We start from the raw sequence: 17,786 nt of genomic DNA on the forward strand, positions 1-17,786 counted from the left end.
TTCATGCGAAAGCACGTTTTTCTTTTTCTAAAAATTGGTATGCCGTTAACAGTAAAAGCAGCTCTTTAACCGTAATTTTACTATATAAAATTGTTTAGGATGGTAGCAAAAACAAAAACAAACAAGGTTTCTGAAGATAGTATTATTACTATGTACATGGAGTATGTTCTGGAGCACGAGAGCGTTCCTAAATCCATATATAAATTTTGTAAAGAGAATAAGATTTCTGAGGTCGATTTTTACTCCTTTTATGGGTCGGTAGAAATTTTGCAAAAAGAGATTTGGAATAAATTTTACTCAAATACAGAAACCCTTCTTCTAAAAAATAAGGAGTATGAAGGTTTTACGAACAAAGAGAAAATGCTCACTTTTTTCTATACTTTTTTTGAGCTGCTTACCTTAAATCGTAGCTACGTATTATTCTCATTAAAGCAGAATGACAGTCCGCTTAAAAATTTAGGACAGTTAAAAGGACTTCGTCAACACATTAAAACTTATGCAGTAGGGCTTATAAACGATGCAAATGCAGACAAGAACCTGAAAATTACCAAGTACAATCCTAAAGTCTTCTCGGAAGGAGCTTGGTTACAGTTTTTATTCGTTCTCAAGTTTTGGATGGAAGATAGTTCTGCAGGGTTTGAAAAAACCGATATGGCCATTGAAAAATCCATTAACACGGTATTTGATATTTTTGATAATACACCGCTTGAAAATATACTGGATTTCGGGAAATTTCTCTACAAAGAAACATTTGCGTAATTAAAGATTAACGTAATCACTCTCCTAAAAGTAAGCGCTATGAAAACATTAGATAGTATACCAACAGGAAAAATAGAAAGAGCCGGTAAATTGGTAAAGACCGGTGTGAAAATTGGCGGTAATTATGTAAAGTATTTTGGTAAAAAGCTGGTGAACCCTGAATTGGATAAGGAGGAACTGAATGAAAATAATGCAGAGGATATTTATGATGGACTAAAAGATCTTAAAGGCAGCGCGTTAAAAGTGGCCCAGATGCTTAGTATGGAAAAGAATCTGTTACCAAGGGCTTATGTAGATAGGTTTTCGTTGTCACAGTTTTCTGTTCCACCACTTTCCGCACCATTGGTTCGTAAAACATTTAAAAAGTATTTAGGAAAGTACCCGGAAGAATTGTTCGACACTTTTGAGAAAGATAGTATTAATGCTGCCAGTATTGGTCAGGTACACAAGGCTACCAAAGACGGTAAGGAATTGGCGGTTAAAATTCAGTACCCCGGTGTGGCCCAAAGTATATCTAGTGACTTGGCGTTGGTAAAACCTATTGCTATTAGAATGTTTAACCTGCAAGGCAAAGATTCCGATAAATATTTTAAAGAAGTTGAAAGTAAGCTTATTGAGGAAACCAATTATTTTTTGGAAATACTGCAAAGTATAGACATTACTGAAAGTTGTTCGGTTATTAAGGATCTTGAGTTTCCCAAATATTACAAAGAATTATCAAGCGAGCGTATCATTACCATGGACTGGATGTACGGTCAGCATTTAAGTGAATTTACAAGTAAGGATTTTGAACAAGAACTTGGTGATAAATTAGGGCAGACGCTTTGGGACTTTTATATGTTTCAGATTCATGGTCTTAGAAAGGTGCACGCAGATCCACATCCGGGCAATTTTTTAGTAAGTAAGGACTTCTCTTTAATTGCAATAGATTTTGGATGTATAAAAGAAGTGCCTAGTGAATTCTATGTACCTTATTTTGAATTGGCCCAAAAACAAAATATAGAGAATGACGCTGTTTTTATGGAGAAACTCTATGAGTTAGAAATTCTAACAACAACAGACTCTCCCGAAGAATTAAAATTCTTTAAAGCACTTTTTAAAGAGATGTTAACGCTTTTCACTTCCCCTTTTCATGAAACTCATTTTGATTTTGGGTCTAATGAATTTTGGGAGAAAATAGCAGATTTGAGTGAGCGCTACTCCAAAGACAGCCAAATACGAAAAATGAACGGCAATAGAGGGTCAAAACACTTCTTGTACATGAATAGGACTTTCTTTGGTCTGTACAACTTACTACATGATCTTAAAGCCAAAATTGAGGTGAATAGCTACAAGCAATACCTTTCTTGAGCATAATTAGGTTAAAATTCATCCAATTAATTTTGCTTAACTTCGAAATTTACGGGTTACTTTGCAGTATGGTTTAAGGCTTTAAGCTTTTAAAATTTAAAAAACCTTCTATGTATAATTCAAAAATAATGGGGCTAGGATACTTTGTGCCCGAAAACGTAGTCACCAATGATGATTTGGCCAAGGTAATGGATACCAACGATGCGTGGATCCAAGAACGAACAGGTATCAAAGAAAGAAGACACGTGGTCAAAGGTGGTGACACTACCACGACTATGGGTGTTAAAGCTGCAAAAATAGCTATTGAAAGGGCAGGTATAGATAAAGATGATATTGATTTTATTGTTTTTGCAACTCTTAGTCCAGATTACTATTTTCCTGGACCAGGCGTCTTGGTGCAGAGAGATTTAGGAATAAAAACTGTGGGTGCTTTAGATGTAAGAAATCAATGTTCCGGTTTTATTTATGCGCTTAGTGTAGCGGATCAGTACATCAAAACAGGTATGTACAAAAATATTCTTGTTATTGGTTCCGAGCTACATTCTCATGGGTTGGATATGACAACTAGAGGTAGGTCTGTATCTGTTATTTTTGGAGATGGTGCAGGAGCAGCTGTATTGAGTAGGGAAGAGGATACTTCAAAAGGCGTACTTTCTACCCATTTACATAGTGAAGGTCAGCATGCCGAAGAATTATCTCTAATCGCTCCAGGAATGGGTAAGCGTTGGGTTACGGATATTATTGAAGATAATGACTCAGAAGATGAATCTTACTTTCCTTATATGAACGGGCAGTTTGTATTTAAAAATGCAGTAGTGCGGTTTAGTGAAGTGATCATGGAAGGTCTAAAAACCAATAACCTGACGCCAGAAGATATTAATATGTTAGTGCCGCATCAAGCTAACTTGCGTATTTCTCAGTTTATACAAAAGAAGTTTGGTTTGGGAGATGATCAGGTATTTAATAATATAATGAAATACGGTAATACTACTGCGGCTTCTATTCCTATTGCTCTTACCGAAGCTTGGGAGAGTGGAAAAATAAAAGAAGGAGATTTAGTAGTCCTAGCTGCTTTTGGTAGTGGTTTTACTTGGGGTAGTGCCATAATAAAATGGTAAGTATATAGTACACAAAACCCCGATGTTTCCATCGGGGTTTCTGTCGTTGATTCTGCTATACTAAACACTAACCATTAACTATAAACATATAGCTTTATCACCGACCAATATTTTTGAAAGGTTCCTTTTTAAAAACCGACTTCTACAATAGACGGTTATTTTCTTCAAAAGTTACACCTTTTATGAACTTTAACATCATATTTAACATATGAAAACTACGTTAGTCTTCGGAGTCTCCCTTAAAACGAATCGTTATAGTAATCTGGCCGTTAATCGACTTTTGGACCATAACATTGAAACTGAAGCATTCGGCTTACGCGAGGGTAAAATAAGAGAATTACAAATAAAGACCAATTTAAATGAATTTCAAAACATTCATACTATTACTTTGTACATAGGACCCGCCCGTCAGCCTGAATATATCGACAAAATCTTACAACTGAGGCCGAAACGGGTTATTTTTAATCCTGGAACAGAAAACCCCGATTTCTATAAAATACTTGAAGAAGAAGGGATTGAGGTGCTTGTTGCCTGTACTTTGGTTTTGTTAGCAACAGGTCAATATTAAAAAATCGTTGAAACACATGTCCGATTTTTCGTATAAAACTTTAACATTTAAGAGGTTTCTTTTTAATCTGTTATTTTAGTGGTGTTTTTATTGCGAATAGCATATAGCCCCATAAAGGTTAACAGCCCGTTCAAAGGTAGTAATTCATATCCAATTTTATAACCACCTAAGTATTCTGCAGGAAGATTGGCAAAGCCAATAATGCAAACAACGGATAGTAAAGCTACTAACCATACGTATTTATCTTTTACAGAATGTTTAGTGAATATGCCAAAGGTGAATAGCCCTAATAAAGGTCCGTAGGTATAAGTGGCAACTGTTAATAGACCATCTATAACATTGCGGTCTAAGATATATTTAAAAAGAATTACGGTTACAATTAAAAGTAAGCTCATGCCTATATGTGTTGTTTTCCGAATTTTATTTTGATCAGCTTCGGCTTTCTCATCAATATTTAGAAAGTCTACGCAAAAAGAAGTGGTCAAAGAAGTAAGGGCGCTATCTGCGCTACTATATGCAGCTGCAATTAGACCTAGCATAAAAGTAATGGCAACTACCATTCCCAATCCGCTGTTCAAAGCTATTTCAGGGAATAGAAGGTCTGGTTTGGGTTGGCCGTCCATTAATGGAGTAGCAATATTAAACTTAGCGGCATAAATAAATAATAGCGCTCCGAGCAATAGGAAGACAAAATTCACGACCACCAAAACTACACTGAAAGAAATCATATTCTTCTGTGCGTCCTTTAAAGATTTACAAGTTAGGTTCTTTTGCATCATATCTTGATCAAGACCAGTCATGCAAATGGTAATGAACATACCGCCTAAAAAGGATTTTAGAAAATGGTTCTTATCAAAAAAACTATCGGTAAATAGTATTTGGTTGTATTGTTTTAGTTCTTCGGATACTAAGAATTCGGAAAAACTCCAGTCTAATTTTTGGTTGATAAAGTAAATGCTTAACCCAACGGATAGAAGCATAAAGGCAGTTTGAAGCGTATCTGTCCAAACAATGGTTTTGATGCCTCCTCTAAAAGTATAGATCCATATTAATAAAATAGAAAGGATAACGGTAACTTCAAAAGGTACATCCAATTCATCAAAAACAAATTGTTGCAGAACAATAGCCACTAAAAAAAGTCTGAAAGCGGCCCCCAGAACCCTAGAGATAAAGAAAGATACGGCGCCTACTTTGTAACTTACTGCACCAAAACGTTTTTTTAAGTACTCATAAATAGAGGTAACATTCTGCTGGTAATAGATGGGTAATAAAATAAAGGCAATAACAAAATATCCTGTCAAATAGCCAAAGACCACTTGCATATAGCTAAATTCAGAAGCTTCTACCCAGCCGGGAACGGATATGAACGTGACCCCTGAAAGTGAGGCGCCTACCATACCAAAGGCTACCAAATACCAAGGCGATGATTTTCCTGCTTTAAAAAAATCAACATTGGAGTCATTTTTTCCTGTAAAATAAGATATCAGTAAAAGCACGAGGAAATAAGCACCTATTAAGATAAGGATATGGGTGGCGGTCATGTAATAAAATTTCAAACCAAAGTACAAAAAGTAAAAATAGTACGTAATTTTGTGCTTATGGATTTTTCATCTAAGCTTCTAGAGAATGCCGTTTACGAAATGTCGCAATTGCCAGGAATAGGTAAACGTACGGCACTTCGTTTGGTACTTCATTTGTTAAAGCAGTCTAAAGAGCAAACAGAAAGGCTTTCCGGTGCCTTGCTAAACTTACGTAGCGAGATAAAATTTTGCGAGAACTGTCACAATATTTCAGATGTGGCATTATGTGAGATTTGTGCCAATTCTAAGCGAGATAGGAGTTTGGTTTGTGTTGTTGAGGATATTCGTGATGTAATGGCTATTGAAAACACAAGCCAATATAAAGGATTATATCACGTTTTAGGAGGAAAAATATCTCCAATGGAAGGTATAGGCCCTCAAGACTTGACTATTAGTTCTTTGGTGGATAAGGCTAAAAAAGGAGAGGTAAAAGAGTTTATTTTTGCATTGAGCTCTACTATGGAGGGGGATACGACCAATTTTTATATTTATAAACAATTGAACGGTCTAGATATAAATACCTCTACCATTGCCAGAGGAATAGCGGTTGGCGATGAATTAGAATATGCCGATGAGGTTACGCTAGGGCGGAGTATCTTAAACCGAATTCCGTTTGAAGGTTCGTTGAAAGCGAATTAAAAATATGATAAGTGTAACTGATAGGTGTTTTTTTTGGTATTTTTGCGACAAAATTAAAGTAAAAGCAGTCTAAAATAAGAATATGTCAAAGTTTGAACTGAAATTGCCGAGAATGGGAGAGAGTGTTGCAGAAGCAACGTTGACCACTTGGTTAAAAGAAGTTGGTGATACTATTGAGTTGGATGAACCTATTTTTGAAATAGCTACTGATAAAGTAGATTCAGAGGTTCCTAGTGAAGTAGAAGGAGTTTTGGTGGAGAAACTTTTTGATGTAGACGATGTAATCAAAGTAGGTGATACCGTTGCTATTATTGAAACGGAACAATCCTTAGAAGCTGTAAAACCTCCGGTAAAAAGTGCTCCGGTTGAGGCTTCCAATGGAGCAGAGGAATCTGCGGCTATGGTAGAGGAAACTGTAAATATTGCTAAAGAGTCCGTTGCTGCACCGGTTCATCAAGCTCAAAAATCATCTTCTTCGGAGCGTTTTTATTCTCCTTTGGTGAAGAATATTGCTAAACAGGAAGGTGTTTCTGTAGCAGAGCTAGATACTATTGATGGTACTGGTAATGATGGCCGTGTGACCAAAAATGATATTCTTGCTTATTTAGAAAGTGGGAAAGGCAAGGAGGTGGTGCAGCCAGTAGCAAAAACTGTAGCGCCAGAAGTGAAAGAATCTCCGTCGGCTAGTGCAAAAACTTTAGAAATTAAGTCTTCTGCGAACGGTATAGGAGCAAAAGAGGGTGCGGATGGCGAAGTAATTCAAATGTCCAGAATGGGCAAATTGATTGCAAAGCACATGGTAGATAGTGTTTCTACTTCTGCACATGTTCAGAGTTTTATTGAAGTAGATGTTACTAAGATTGTTACTTGGAGAAACAAAGTAAAAAACGCTTTTGAAAAAAGAGAAGGTGAGAAGTTGACTTTTACTCCCATCTTTATGGAGGCCGTAGCAAAGGCATTAAAGAAATATCCTTTAATGAATATTTCACTGGTAGGTGATACGGTCATCAAAAAGAAAAATATTAATATAGGAATGGCCGCCGCTTTGCCGGACGGAAACCTTATCGTTCCTGTGATTAAGAATGCAGACCAATTAAATTTGGTGGGTATGGCCAAAGTAATAAATGACTTGGCATCTAGGGCTAGAGATAATAAATTAAAGCCAGATGAAGTTCAAGATGGTACATATACGGTAACCAATGTAGGTACTTTTGGTAGTGTTTTTGGCACACCGATCATTAACCAGCCGCAAGTTGGAATATTGGCGTTGGGTGCAATTCGTAAAATTCCATCGGTTATAGAAACTGAAGAGGGTGATTTTATTGGAATACGAAGTAAAATGTATCTTTCACATAGTTATGACCATAGAGTTGTAAATGGTGCTTTGGGTAGTATGTTCGCAAAAGCTGTAGCAGATTATTTAGAGGCTTGGGATGTAAACAGAGAAGTCTAAGGGGTTAGGCTAGTCTACTTTTGTTGTGGTATTCGTTATAAAAAAAGGTGTTTTTTTGTAATCTGTAAATATTTTCGGTTTTTTGTTACGCTTTGTATGTTGGAAGATTAATAATCTTACTTTCATGCCAGAGTTAATAACCATCAGGCCTACCAAACCCATAATGCCACATAGAAAATCAGAAATTTTTAAGCACAGAGTTCTTAACTTACTGTGTTTTGTAATATTTATAGTTCCTCTAATAAATTTTGCTCAAGAGCCAAGTAATGACCAGGAGGCAAAAGCCCCCTTACATTTATATATAGACTGTAACTGCGAAAAAAATTATTTGCGACAGGAAATAAACTATGTAAATCACGTTCGTGATCAGGCTCAATCCAACATAAAACTTTTTATTTATGATATAGCCAATGGTAGTGGCGGGCGTACCTATATGCTAGAATTTGAGGGGGTAGATGACTACAAAGATATACTCGGTAAGCTTACGTATGACAGTACGGCTAGTATGACAGATGATGAGGTACGGAAAGGGCTTCTGAAAAAAGTACAGTCAGGACTGCTTCAGTATGTTTTAGAATCAGATTTGGCAGAAAATATTACGTATACGGTTAATAAAGAAGGATTGGGCGAGATTCTAGAGGTTGATTTTAGAGACCCATGGAACAATTGGATTTTTGAAGTGTACGGTGAGGCTAAATTAAAAAGGGAGTCAAGCAGAAAAGAATTTGAATACGAATTAGGTTTTCAAAGTGATCATGTGACGGAAAAAATAAGAATCCGTACAGATGTGGAGCTCAATCAGGCAAATAAAGAGTTTGTTAGAGATGAAGAAACTTTTACCAGTGAACGTTTTAGGTATTCTGCTGATGCCAGTATTGTGGCTAGTTTATCAGATCATTGGTCTGCGGGTGTTTTTGGTGGTGCCCAACATAACACATTTACAAATTTAGACTTTAGATATTACGCAAGGCCGGCTATTGAATATAATATTTACCCTTACAAGGAAGTGTTGCGTAGAGAGATTGTATTCGCTTATAAAATCGGTTATTTTCATAATGATTATATAGAGCCAACTATTTATCTTAAGGAGACGGAAGGTATTTTTAGTCATTCTTTAGATGTGCAAGTAAGGTACCGTCAGCCATGGGGAAATGTGTACGCGCGTTTATTGGGTTCTACCTTTTTAAATGATTTTGCCAAGAATAGAATTCAATTGAACGGTAGTTTTTCTGTACGTCTTTTAAAGGGGCTTGCAGCTCGGTTTTCGGGTAGGTTTGAGTTGATTCGTGATCAAATAAACTTACCAGGGGGAGATGCTTCTTTAGAAGATGTACTGCTACAGCAAAAGCAAATTGCTACTGATTATGAGACTAACCTTAGCGTGGGTCTTAGTTACACTTTCGGTTCTGCTTTTAATAATGTTATAAATACTAGGCTTTAACGGTATTTTCTTTCTTAAGAAAAGTATGGATATACTTTCTTGAAACCTGTTAAAGATTATCTTTGTTAAAAAAAATTGCAAAAAACATGGAACTTAATCTCACGCGTCCCATTTGTTTTTTTGATTTGGAAACTACGGGAACTAATGTTGCTAAAGACCGAATTGTAGAAATATCTGTTTTAAAAGTATACCCTAACGGGAATAAGGAAAGTAAGACTTGGTTGGTAAATCCAGAGATGGAAATACCTGAAGAGGTGGTTGCTATTCATGGTATTTCAAATGAAAAAGTAGCCAATGAACCAACCTTTAAAGACCTTTCTAGGACTGTTTATGCTATGATAAAGGATTGTGATTTGGGCGGATTTAATTCTGACCGTTTTGATATTCCTTTGTTGGCCGAAGAAATGTTGCGAGCTGAGCTAGACTTTGATATGAAAAGTATGGTTTCTATAGATGTGCAGACCATATTCCATAAAATGGAAAAGCGCACTTTAGTAGCGGCATACAAATTTTATTGCGATAAAGATCTTACGGATGCCCACAGTGCTGAGGTAGATACACTTGCTACTTATGAGGTGTTATTGTCTCAGTTGGATAAGTATCCTGAGCTAGAAAACAACGTAAAAAAATTAGCGGAATTCTCTACACATCGCCAATTTGCTGATTTTGCAGGCTTTTTGGGATATGATGAAGATGGTGTTGAAGTTTTTGCATTTGGCAAGCATAAAGGTAGAAAGGTACTAGACGTACTAGAAAAAGAACCCGGCTACTTCGGGTGGATTCTTAATGCCGATTTTCCCCTGTATACAAAAAAGGTGTTGACCCAAGTGAAGTTGAGTCAGCTGAACAACAAGCTAGGTTAGAAAACTTTAAAACGGTTTCTATGAAAATTATTTGTATCGGTAGAAATTATACTGAGCATATAGAGGAGTTGTCCAATGAAAGACCAGACGAACCCGTGGTCTTTATTAAGCCAGATTCTGCAATATTGCCAAAAGAACAAGATTTCTATATCCCTGAATTTTCTAATGATGTGCATTATGAGGTAGAGGTGCTGGTGAAGATTAAAAAAGTAGGGAAACATATTAGTGAAAAATTTGCCCACAATTATTATGATGAAATTAGCTTGGGTATAGATTTTACAGCTAGAGACCTGCAATCAAAGCTTAAAGAGAAGGGTTTGCCTTGGGAAAAGGCAAAAGGTTTTGATGGAGCGGCGGTTATTGGGGAGTGGCTTCCAAAAACAAATTTTGAAGATTTAAATAATATTGATTTCTCTTTATTGAAGAATGATAATGAAGTACAAAAGGGCAATACTAGTCTCATGTTGTGGAAGATAGATGAGCTTGTTTCCTATGTCTCTCAATTTTTTATGTTAAAAAAAGGCGATGTAATTTTTACAGGAACACCAGCCGGTGTTGGTAGAATTGAAGCAAATGATTACCTTTCAGGTGTTCTGGGGGGGCGTGAAAATTTTCACTTAAAAGTAAAATAATGATTTACAATCTTGATAAAATCAATGAGATGGCAGAAGGTGATGAGGATTTCATCAACTCGGTTATTTCAGTATTTTTAGAAGAAGTGCCTCAGGATTTGGAACTCCTTGAAGTTGCGCTAAATGAGCAAAACCATGACCAGGTTTATAAATTAGCTCATAAAATTAAACCAAATGTTGATTTGTTGGGTATGGAGCAAACTCGTGCTGCCGCCCTGCAAATAGAGACTCTGGGAAAGGCGGAAGCCAATATGTCCGAGATACAGGTAGTTTTTCCAATGTTAAAAAAAGATATAGACCAAGTGGTATCGGAGCTTAAAAAAGATTTTAATATCTGATGCTTGCCGAAATTATTACTATTGGTGACGAGATTTTAATAGGTCAGATTGTTGATACCAATTCCGTCTTCATTTCCAAAGAACTTAATAAGATTGGAGTTTCTGTATATCAGATTACTTCAATTCAGGATGATAAGCAGCATATACTTCAGGCGTTGGAAGACGCTAAAAAGAGAGTTCAGGTGGTTATCATAACCGGAGGCCTTGGTCCTACAAAAGATGATATTACAAAGCATACTTTGTGCGAGTTTTTTAATGACATTTTAGTAGAGGATGCAAGTGTTTTGGTGCATGTAGAGGAGCTTTTTAAAAAGTATATTACCAACACGCCAATATCGGATATCAACAGAAAACAGGCTTTGGTTCCTTCTAAAGCTACGGTTTTACATAATGCCTTTGGTACTGCACCGGGCATGTGGATACAGGAAGGTGGTGTAGCCTTTGTTTCGCTACCTGGAGTGCCATTTGAAATGCAAAATTTAATAACGGATAAGGTTATTCCTAAAATCATTTCGGAGTTTAAGCGCCCATTTATCTTACATAAAACTGTGGTTACCTATGGTCTAGGGGAAAGTGCTATTGCTGATAAAATTGAAGATTGGGAGAATAATTTACCGGCTTACATTAGGTTGGCATATTTGCCCAATTTAGGTAAAGTAAGGCTAAGGTTAACTGCTAGAGGGCCAGATAAACAAGAGCTCGAAGACGTAGTAGACTCAGAAATTCAAAAATTATACCCGCTGATAGGCGACATCATGTATGGCACTGAAGACGAAGAGACTTTGGAGCAGGTGGTTGCTAAGCTATGTACGGAAAAAGGATTGACGTTATCTACGGCAGAGAGTTTTACCGGAGGAAAGATTGCGGAACAATTAACGGCATTACCGGGCGCTTCGGCGTATTTTAAAGGTAGCGTGGTCAGTTATGCTACGGAAGCAAAGATAAATGTGCTTAAGGTGTCTAGTGATGTTGTAGAAAAACATTCAGTCGTAAGTGCGGAGGTGGCGACAGAAATGGCGGAAAATGTAAAAAAAATATTTCAAACAGATTATGCTATTGCGACTACAGGAAATGCCGGGCCTACGAAGGGTGACTCTGATGCTCAGGTAGGTACGGTGTTTATAGCAATTGCATCTCCTACAGGCGTGTATGCTCAAGAATTCAATATGGGCAACCATAGAGAGCGCATTGTAGAGAAGTCCGTAAACAAGGCTTTAGAGCTGTTGCAAAAAGAAATTTCAAAAATCTGAAATATTGTTTTGTCTATCCATAAAAATGATATAAATTTGCACCCTGTTTAAAGAAAAATCAGCGCGATGTCAAAAGTTTGTGAAATTACGGGAAAGAGAGCGATGTTCGGTAACAACGTATCGTTTTCTATCAATAAGACCAAGAGAAGGTTCAATGTTAATCTTTCTAAAAAACGTTTTTATATTCCCGAAGAAGACCGTTGGGTAACCTTAAAGGTTTCTGCAAAGGCGTTGAAAATTATCAACAAAAAGGGTATTTCTGCTGTATTGAAAGATGCGAAGGCAGAAGGATTGGTAAAATAAGCTTAGAATACGATGGCAAAGAAAGGAAATAGAATACAAGTAATATTGGAATGTACCGAGCACAAAGAGTCGGGACAGCCAGGTACTTCACGGTACATTACTACCAAGAACAAAAAGAACACTCCCGAAAGAATGGAGATTAAAAAGTTCAATCCTATTTTGAAGAGGATGACAATCCATAAGGAGATTAAATAAGTTTTCGTTTTAGCGAGAACATAAAAGCATATTAGTCATGGCAAAGAAGACGGTAGCAAGTTTACAGACAAGTTCAAAAAGATTGACAAAAGCCATTAAAATGGTAAAGTCACCAAAAAGTGGTTCATACACTTTTGTTGAGTCAGTTATGACCCCAGAAGCGGTTAACGATTGGTTGTCTAAAAAGTAAGATACTTTTAAAGTATTATAAAGCCTCTTCGTATAGAAGGGGCTTTTTTTGTTGCTTATGATCCAAGTTGAAGAAGTATCAATCAAGAACTGATATCTTTGAGCTAGTGGTAGTACTATTTAAAGTGAAAACTTCCACCTTACTTTATTATCTTTGAGCTTATTAATACAAAGAACACATGAGTTTATTCAAGAAAATATTTTCTTCAAAGAAAAAGGAAAGCCTTGATAAGGGCTTGGAGAAATCTAAAACTTCTTTCTTCTCTAAGCTAAGTAAAGCTGTTGCGGGTAAATCTAAAGTAGATGATGATGTATTGGATAACCTGGAGGAGGTTCTTGTTTCTTCTGATGTAGGGGTAACCACAACGTTAAAAATAATAGATAGAATAGAAGCCCGTGTTTCTGCGGATAAATACATGGGAACAGAAGAACTCAATGCCATTTTGCGCGAGGAGATTTCTGGGTTACTTTCTGAAACCAATCTTGGTAATCAAACAGAGTTTTCAATACCAAAGGATAAGAAGCCATATGTAATTATGGTAGTGGGCGTTAATGGTGTAGGCAAGACTACTACCATTGGTAAATTGGCCTATCAATTTAAAAAGCAAGGGTTAAAAGTAGTTTTGGGCGCAGCGGATACTTTTAGAGCTGCAGCTATTGATCAATTACAGGTTTGGGCAGATAGGGTAGATGTACCCATTATAAAACAAAAGATGGGTAGTGATCCCGCTTCGGTAGCTTTTGATACATTGAGTTCAGCCGTTAAACAAGATGCAGATGTTGTTATCATAGATACAGCCGGCCGTCTTCATAATAAGGTGAACTTAATGAATGAGTTAACTAAGGTGAAACGTGTCATGCAAAAAGTGGTAGACCAAACACCTCATGATGTCATGTTGGTATTAGATGGTTCTACAGGACAAAATGCTTTTGAACAAGCCAAACAATTTACCAAGGCTACGGAAGTAACTTCATTGGCAGTTACCAAATTAGATGGTACTGCAAAAGGCGGGGTTGTCATTGGTATATCCGATCAGTTTCAGATTCCAGTTAAGTACATTGGAGTGGGAGAGGGTATTGAAGACTTACAGGTGTTCAATAAATATGAGTTTGTAGATTCGTTTTTTAACGTGTAATCATATTTAGTTTATAACGCTATTCAATTTTTCCCATAGTTCGTTGTCAAAACTAGAGGGACCCAATTGGGTTTCTCCCGCACTATCACCGCAACGAACTACAACTAAATCCTTGCTTGGGACAATATATATTTTCTGGTCGTCAGCACCCAGAGCAGCAAACATATCAGCAGGTGCGTTTGGTACGAGGGAACTTGATGCTACGGTTTGTGAAGTAGTACTCATGTAACTCTCTTTGCCATTTAACCACCATAAATAACCGTAAGATTTATTAATATCTTGAGAAGTATTGGTCATTTCATTAAAATAGGTCTTGCTAAGAATGGTTTCAGTATCCCAAACTCCTTCGTTTTCAATTAACAGTCCCCAACGAGCCATACTTCGGGTATCGCTGGTGTACAAGGTTAATAAGGTTTGCTTGTTCCAAGCACCGCTCATACCTATTTTATCCCTAATTTTAGCATAGAAATAATTGGTAAAATCTGTTTTAGTGGCGTTTGTTACAACATCTTTTAAGAGTGTAAAAGCACCTTGGTGGTATGCCCATCGCTCACCAGCATCGGCTTCATAATCAAAACAAGAGGGTTGTGTGCAAATCCATTTTAAAGTTTGCCCCACATAATCTTTTAACCCAGTACTCATGCTAAGGTGGTGCTTAACCGTTATTAAATCTTGCTTTTCCGTAGTTAACGAAGACCAATTACTATCTAAATAGTCGGAAGATGTATCGCTTATAGATAAAAAACCTTCGTCTTGTGCAATGCCAACGGTAGTGGAAACCAATGTTTTTCCTGCAGAATACCAAAGCCATTCGTCATTTTTAGAATGACCATTAAAATACTTTTCCACTACAATTCTTCCGTTCTTTAGAATAATAAACCCTTTGGTGTTTTTAGTTTCTAGGTAATCGTATAAATCGGGTAGGTTTTCTTCATTCCAATTTAGTTGCTTTGGGGTAACAGTTTCCCAAGAGGCACTTCCAACTTCAGGAAAAAATACTCCCTGTGGTTCAATTTCTACTTCAGTTTCGGCCTCGGGCTCAATTTTGGTAGTATCCTTTGAACAGCTACCAAGGACTAATAGAAGGATACTTAGTATGACGGAACTTGAATATTTCACAACTTAAATTTTTTATTGAACATCAATCACTTATAAAGTTTAACGTAATTCATCAAGAAATCGTGCCAAAAGGAAGCTGTTCGTTCATCTTGTTGTATTTTTGCGCTCAATTTCTAGTTATGAGAACAAAAACGCAGAAGCAGAATAAGATTAATGTAGTTACTTTGGGATGCTCAAAAAACGTGTATGACTCCGAAGTACTTATGGGGCAGTTGTGTGCCAATGACAAAGAGGTGGTACATGAAGAGGAAGGTAATGTTGTTGTAATCAATACCTGCGGATTTATCGCAAATGCAAAAGAAGAAAGTGTAAATACTATTTTAGAGTACGTTCAGAAAAAGGAAGCTGGTCAGGTAGATAAAGTATTTGTAACTGGATGTCTGAGTGAACGTTACAAGCCCGATTTACAAAAGGAAATTCCCAATGTAGATGAGTATTTTGGTACTAGTGAATTGCCAAATTTGTTGAAAGCTCTTGGTGCAGACTACAAGCATGAGCTTATTGGTGAGCGTTTGACCACCACACCAAAAAATTACGCTTATTTAAAGATTGCAGAAGGTTGTGATAGACCTTGCTCTTTTTGTGCTATTCCTATTATGAGGGGCAAGCACCGCAGTACACCTATAGAAGACTTGGTTACAGAGGCAGAAAAACTAGCGGCAAAAGGGGTGAAAGAACTAATTCTTATTGCCCAAGATTTGACCTATTACGGTCTTGATTTGTACAAAAAGAGAAACTTGGCCGAGCTATTGCAGGCTTTGGTAAAGGTAGAAGGTATTGAATGGATTAGGTTGCATTACGCTTTTCCAACAGGTTTTCCTTTGGATGTGCTTGATGTTATGAAGGAGGAGCCTAAAGTCTGTAATTATTTAGACATTCCGCTTCAACATATTTCTGATGCTATTCTAAAAAGTATGCGTCGTGGTACAACACAGGCTAAAACAACAAAGTTGTTGAAGGAATTTAGGGCTGCAGTGCCGGAAATGACTATTCGTACTACTTTAATAGTCGGATATCCCGGAGAGACGGAAGAAGATTTTCAGACGTTGAAAAATTGGGTTGCAGATATGCGTTTTGAGCGTTTGGGTTGCTTTACTTATAGTCATGAAGAAAATACCCATGCATATACTTTGGAAGATAATGTGCCAGAGGATGTAAAACAAGAAAGAGCCAATGAGATTATGGAACTTCAATCTCAGATTTCATGGGAACTTAATCAGCAAAAAATAGGACAAACTTTCCGTTGTATCATAGATCGTAAGGAAGGAAATTATTTTGTGGGCCGTACGGAATTTGATTCTCCAGACGTTGATAATGAAGTTTTAATAGACGCTGCAAAGTTTTACTTAAAGCAAGGCGAATTCGTAAATATAAAGATAACAGAAGCTGCAGATTTTGATTTATATGGAGAACCTGCATAGAATTTTAGTTTTTTAAAAGAGTTTTTCTATAAAGATTTAGAACCAGTCTCATATGAGGCTGGTTTTTTTATGTCAATCAGACATCTATTTGGGAGTGTTTTTTAAACGTATTAATTACACTTCAAAATTATTCACTACTTTAGGGAAATCAATCTAACTACATTAAGCTTAGATTGTTTTATTAATCAACCTTAGAACTATAGTAGAATAGTATGGACGACCTGCGAATTGAAAAAATAGAACTCTTTAAAGTGCCACCACGTTGGCTTTTTCTAAAAATAACCACCAAAAGCGGAATTATTGGTTGGGGAGAACCAGTTGTAGAAGGTAAGGCTGCTACAGTTGAAGCTTGTGTTCAGGAGTTATCGCAATACATTATTGGCCGATCGGCCAGCGATATTGAAGATATCTGGCAAACCCTTTACGGAGGAGGGTTTTACCGTGGAGGGCCAATTCTTATGAGTGCCATTTCTGGTATAGACCAAGCGCTTTGGGATATTAAAGGAAAACATCTTGGTGTACCCGTTTATGACCTTTTAGGTGGCGCCGTTCGTAAGAAAATGAAAATGTACTGTTGGATTGGTGGTGATAATCCTGAAGTAGTTCTTGAGCAAGCCCGCGAAAAAGTAGAGCAAGGGTACAAGGCGGTAAAAATGAATGCCACAGGAGCTTTTGCCTGGATAGATTCTTTGCAGAAAATAAAAACTGTAGCAGATAATATTCGCTTGCTTCGGGAAGAGTTTGGAGATACTTTGGATATTGGTTTGGATTTTCACGGAAGAATACACAAAGGTATGGTCAAACGTTTGATTGATGAACTGGCACCATACAGCCCAATGTTCATTGAAGAACCCGTGTTGAGCGAGAACAAAGAGGCTTTTGACCATATTTATCCATACACCAGTGTGCCTATTGCTACTGGTGAACGAATGTTTTCTCGTTGGGATTTTAAAGAACTCTTACATAGAGGTACGGTAGATATTATTCAGCCAGATTTAAGTCACGCTGGCGGAATATCAGAAGTACGTAGAATAGCTGCAATGGCAGAAGCTTATGATGTTGCTTTGGCGCCTCACTGCCCCTTGGGTCCAGTTGCTCTTGCTTCATGTTTACATGTAGATTTTAATTCCATCAATGCAGTAATTCAAGAAAGTAGCTTGGGAATACACTACAACAAAGGTTTTGATTTGTTGGACTATATGGATAACCCAGAAGTTTTTGACGTAAAAGATGGCTATGTAGAACTTCTTAAGAAGCCGGGATTAGGAGTGGAAATCAATGAAGAAAAATTAAGGGAAGGTCAGAAAATTGGACATAATTGGGCAAATCCGGTGTGGAGAAATGAAGACGGTAGTTTTGCCGAATGGTAAAAAATCTATCTAAATAGCAGTTTTTGAACGATTTAGTTCATAAATTCAGAGAACTTAAACCA

19 protein-coding genes are annotated in these 17,786 nt (G+C 37.0%); 17 read left to right on the forward strand and 2 right to left on the reverse strand.

What is annotated here, in order from left to right:
* Positions 1-99 precede the first annotated feature (99 nt).
* From IWC72_RS11650 to IWC72_RS11665, 4 genes are all read left to right on the forward strand, one after another.
* Complete coding sequence (locus IWC72_RS11650) at positions 100-759, forward strand: TetR family transcriptional regulator C-terminal domain-containing protein (protein ID WP_194526368.1); 660 nt, start codon at positions 100-102, stop codon at positions 757-759.
* A gap of 39 nt (positions 760-798) precedes the next feature.
* Positions 799-2,109: an ABC1 kinase family protein gene (locus IWC72_RS11655; protein ID WP_194529862.1), complete on the forward strand. Its 1,311-nt coding sequence runs from the start codon at positions 799-801 to the stop codon at positions 2,107-2,109.
* A 110-nt stretch (positions 2,110-2,219) separates the two neighbouring features.
* On the forward strand, positions 2,220-3,227 hold the full coding sequence (locus IWC72_RS11660; RefSeq protein ID WP_194529863.1) for a 3-oxoacyl-ACP synthase III family protein: 1,008 nt from the start codon (positions 2,220-2,222) through the stop codon (positions 3,225-3,227).
* Positions 3,228-3,435: 208 nt separating this feature from the next.
* Positions 3,436-3,795: a CoA-binding protein gene (locus IWC72_RS11665; protein ID WP_194526371.1), complete on the forward strand. Its 360-nt coding sequence runs from the start codon at positions 3,436-3,438 to the stop codon at positions 3,793-3,795.
* A 62-nt stretch (positions 3,796-3,857) separates the two neighbouring features.
* Here the strand turns inward: IWC72_RS11665 and IWC72_RS11670 are convergent, their stop codons facing one another.
* Positions 3,858-5,336 (reverse strand): sodium:solute symporter, encoded by a 1,479-nt coding sequence (locus IWC72_RS11670; RefSeq protein WP_194526372.1) that lies wholly within the window; start codon positions 5,334-5,336, stop codon positions 3,858-3,860.
* 57 nt (positions 5,337-5,393) lie between these two features.
* Between IWC72_RS11670 and recR the strand changes: the two genes are divergently transcribed.
* The 11 genes from recR (at position 5,394) to ftsY (ending at position 13,814) form a co-directional block, all read left to right on the forward strand.
* Complete coding sequence (gene recR, locus IWC72_RS11675; protein WP_194529864.1) at positions 5,394-6,014, forward strand: recombination mediator RecR; 621 nt, start codon at positions 5,394-5,396, stop codon at positions 6,012-6,014.
* 82 nt (positions 6,015-6,096) lie between these two features.
* A complete protein-coding gene (locus IWC72_RS11680) occupies positions 6,097-7,467 on the forward strand; it encodes a dihydrolipoamide acetyltransferase family protein (protein WP_194529865.1) in 1,371 nt (456 codons plus the stop codon).
* 328 nt (positions 7,468-7,795) lie between these two features.
* Entirely contained in the window at positions 7,796-8,908 is a 1,113-nt protein-coding gene (locus IWC72_RS11685) for a hypothetical protein (RefSeq protein WP_194529866.1), read from the forward strand.
* Between the two features lie 86 nt (positions 8,909-8,994).
* The gene (locus tag IWC72_RS11690; protein ID WP_194529867.1) at positions 8,995-9,771 is read left to right on the forward strand and encodes a 3'-5' exonuclease; all 777 of its coding nucleotides are present in this window, start codon (positions 8,995-8,997) and stop codon (positions 9,769-9,771) included.
* Between the two features lie 20 nt (positions 9,772-9,791).
* The gene (locus tag IWC72_RS11695; protein WP_194529868.1) at positions 9,792-10,403 is read left to right on the forward strand and encodes a fumarylacetoacetate hydrolase family protein; all 612 of its coding nucleotides are present in this window, start codon (positions 9,792-9,794) and stop codon (positions 10,401-10,403) included.
* Positions 10,403-10,741, forward strand: coding sequence for an Hpt domain-containing protein (locus IWC72_RS11700; protein WP_194526378.1), 339 nt, complete (start codon positions 10,403-10,405; stop codon positions 10,739-10,741). The genes IWC72_RS11695 and IWC72_RS11700 overlap by 1 nt, the downstream gene beginning before the upstream one ends.
* Complete coding sequence (locus IWC72_RS11705; protein WP_194529869.1) at positions 10,741-11,991, forward strand: competence/damage-inducible protein A; 1,251 nt, start codon at positions 10,741-10,743, stop codon at positions 11,989-11,991. Before IWC72_RS11700 ends, IWC72_RS11705 begins: the two co-directional genes overlap by 1 nt.
* 66 nt (positions 11,992-12,057) lie before the next feature.
* Positions 12,058-12,294 (forward strand): 50S ribosomal protein L28, encoded by a 237-nt coding sequence (rpmB, locus tag IWC72_RS11710; protein ID WP_155597461.1) that lies wholly within the window; start codon positions 12,058-12,060, stop codon positions 12,292-12,294.
* Between the two features lie 12 nt (positions 12,295-12,306).
* A complete protein-coding gene (gene rpmG, locus IWC72_RS11715) occupies positions 12,307-12,489 on the forward strand; it encodes a 50S ribosomal protein L33 (protein WP_038234759.1) in 183 nt (60 codons plus the stop codon).
* A gap of 37 nt (positions 12,490-12,526) precedes the next feature.
* Positions 12,527-12,679: a DUF4295 domain-containing protein gene (locus IWC72_RS11720; RefSeq protein ID WP_081889186.1), complete on the forward strand. Its 153-nt coding sequence runs from the start codon at positions 12,527-12,529 to the stop codon at positions 12,677-12,679.
* Positions 12,680-12,857: 178 nt separating this feature from the next.
* On the forward strand, positions 12,858-13,814 hold the full coding sequence (ftsY, locus tag IWC72_RS11725) for a signal recognition particle-docking protein FtsY (protein WP_194529870.1): 957 nt from the start codon (positions 12,858-12,860) through the stop codon (positions 13,812-13,814).
* A gap of 6 nt (positions 13,815-13,820) precedes the next feature.
* Here ftsY and IWC72_RS11730 read toward each other — a convergent pair whose 3' ends face one another.
* Positions 13,821-14,933, reverse strand: a complete 1,113-nt coding sequence (locus IWC72_RS11730) for a serine hydrolase domain-containing protein (RefSeq protein WP_194529871.1) — start codon at positions 14,931-14,933, stop codon at positions 13,821-13,823.
* A gap of 119 nt (positions 14,934-15,052) precedes the next feature.
* Between IWC72_RS11730 and rimO the strand changes: the two genes are divergently transcribed.
* Both rimO and dgoD read left to right on the forward strand, forming a co-directional pair.
* Entirely contained in the window at positions 15,053-16,354 is a 1,302-nt protein-coding gene (rimO, locus tag IWC72_RS11735) for a 30S ribosomal protein S12 methylthiotransferase RimO (RefSeq protein WP_194529872.1), read from the forward strand.
* Between the two features lie 212 nt (positions 16,355-16,566).
* Positions 16,567-17,724 carry a galactonate dehydratase gene (dgoD, locus tag IWC72_RS11740; RefSeq protein WP_194529873.1) on the forward strand — a complete coding sequence of 386 codons (1,158 nt, stop codon included), beginning with the start codon at positions 16,567-16,569 and terminating at the stop codon, positions 17,722-17,724.
* Positions 17,725-17,786 lie beyond the last annotated feature (62 nt).

The sequence above is a fragment of the Zobellia roscoffensis genome, from assembly GCF_015330165.1.
Lineage (GTDB): Bacteria > Bacteroidota > Bacteroidia > Flavobacteriales > Flavobacteriaceae > Zobellia > Zobellia roscoffensis.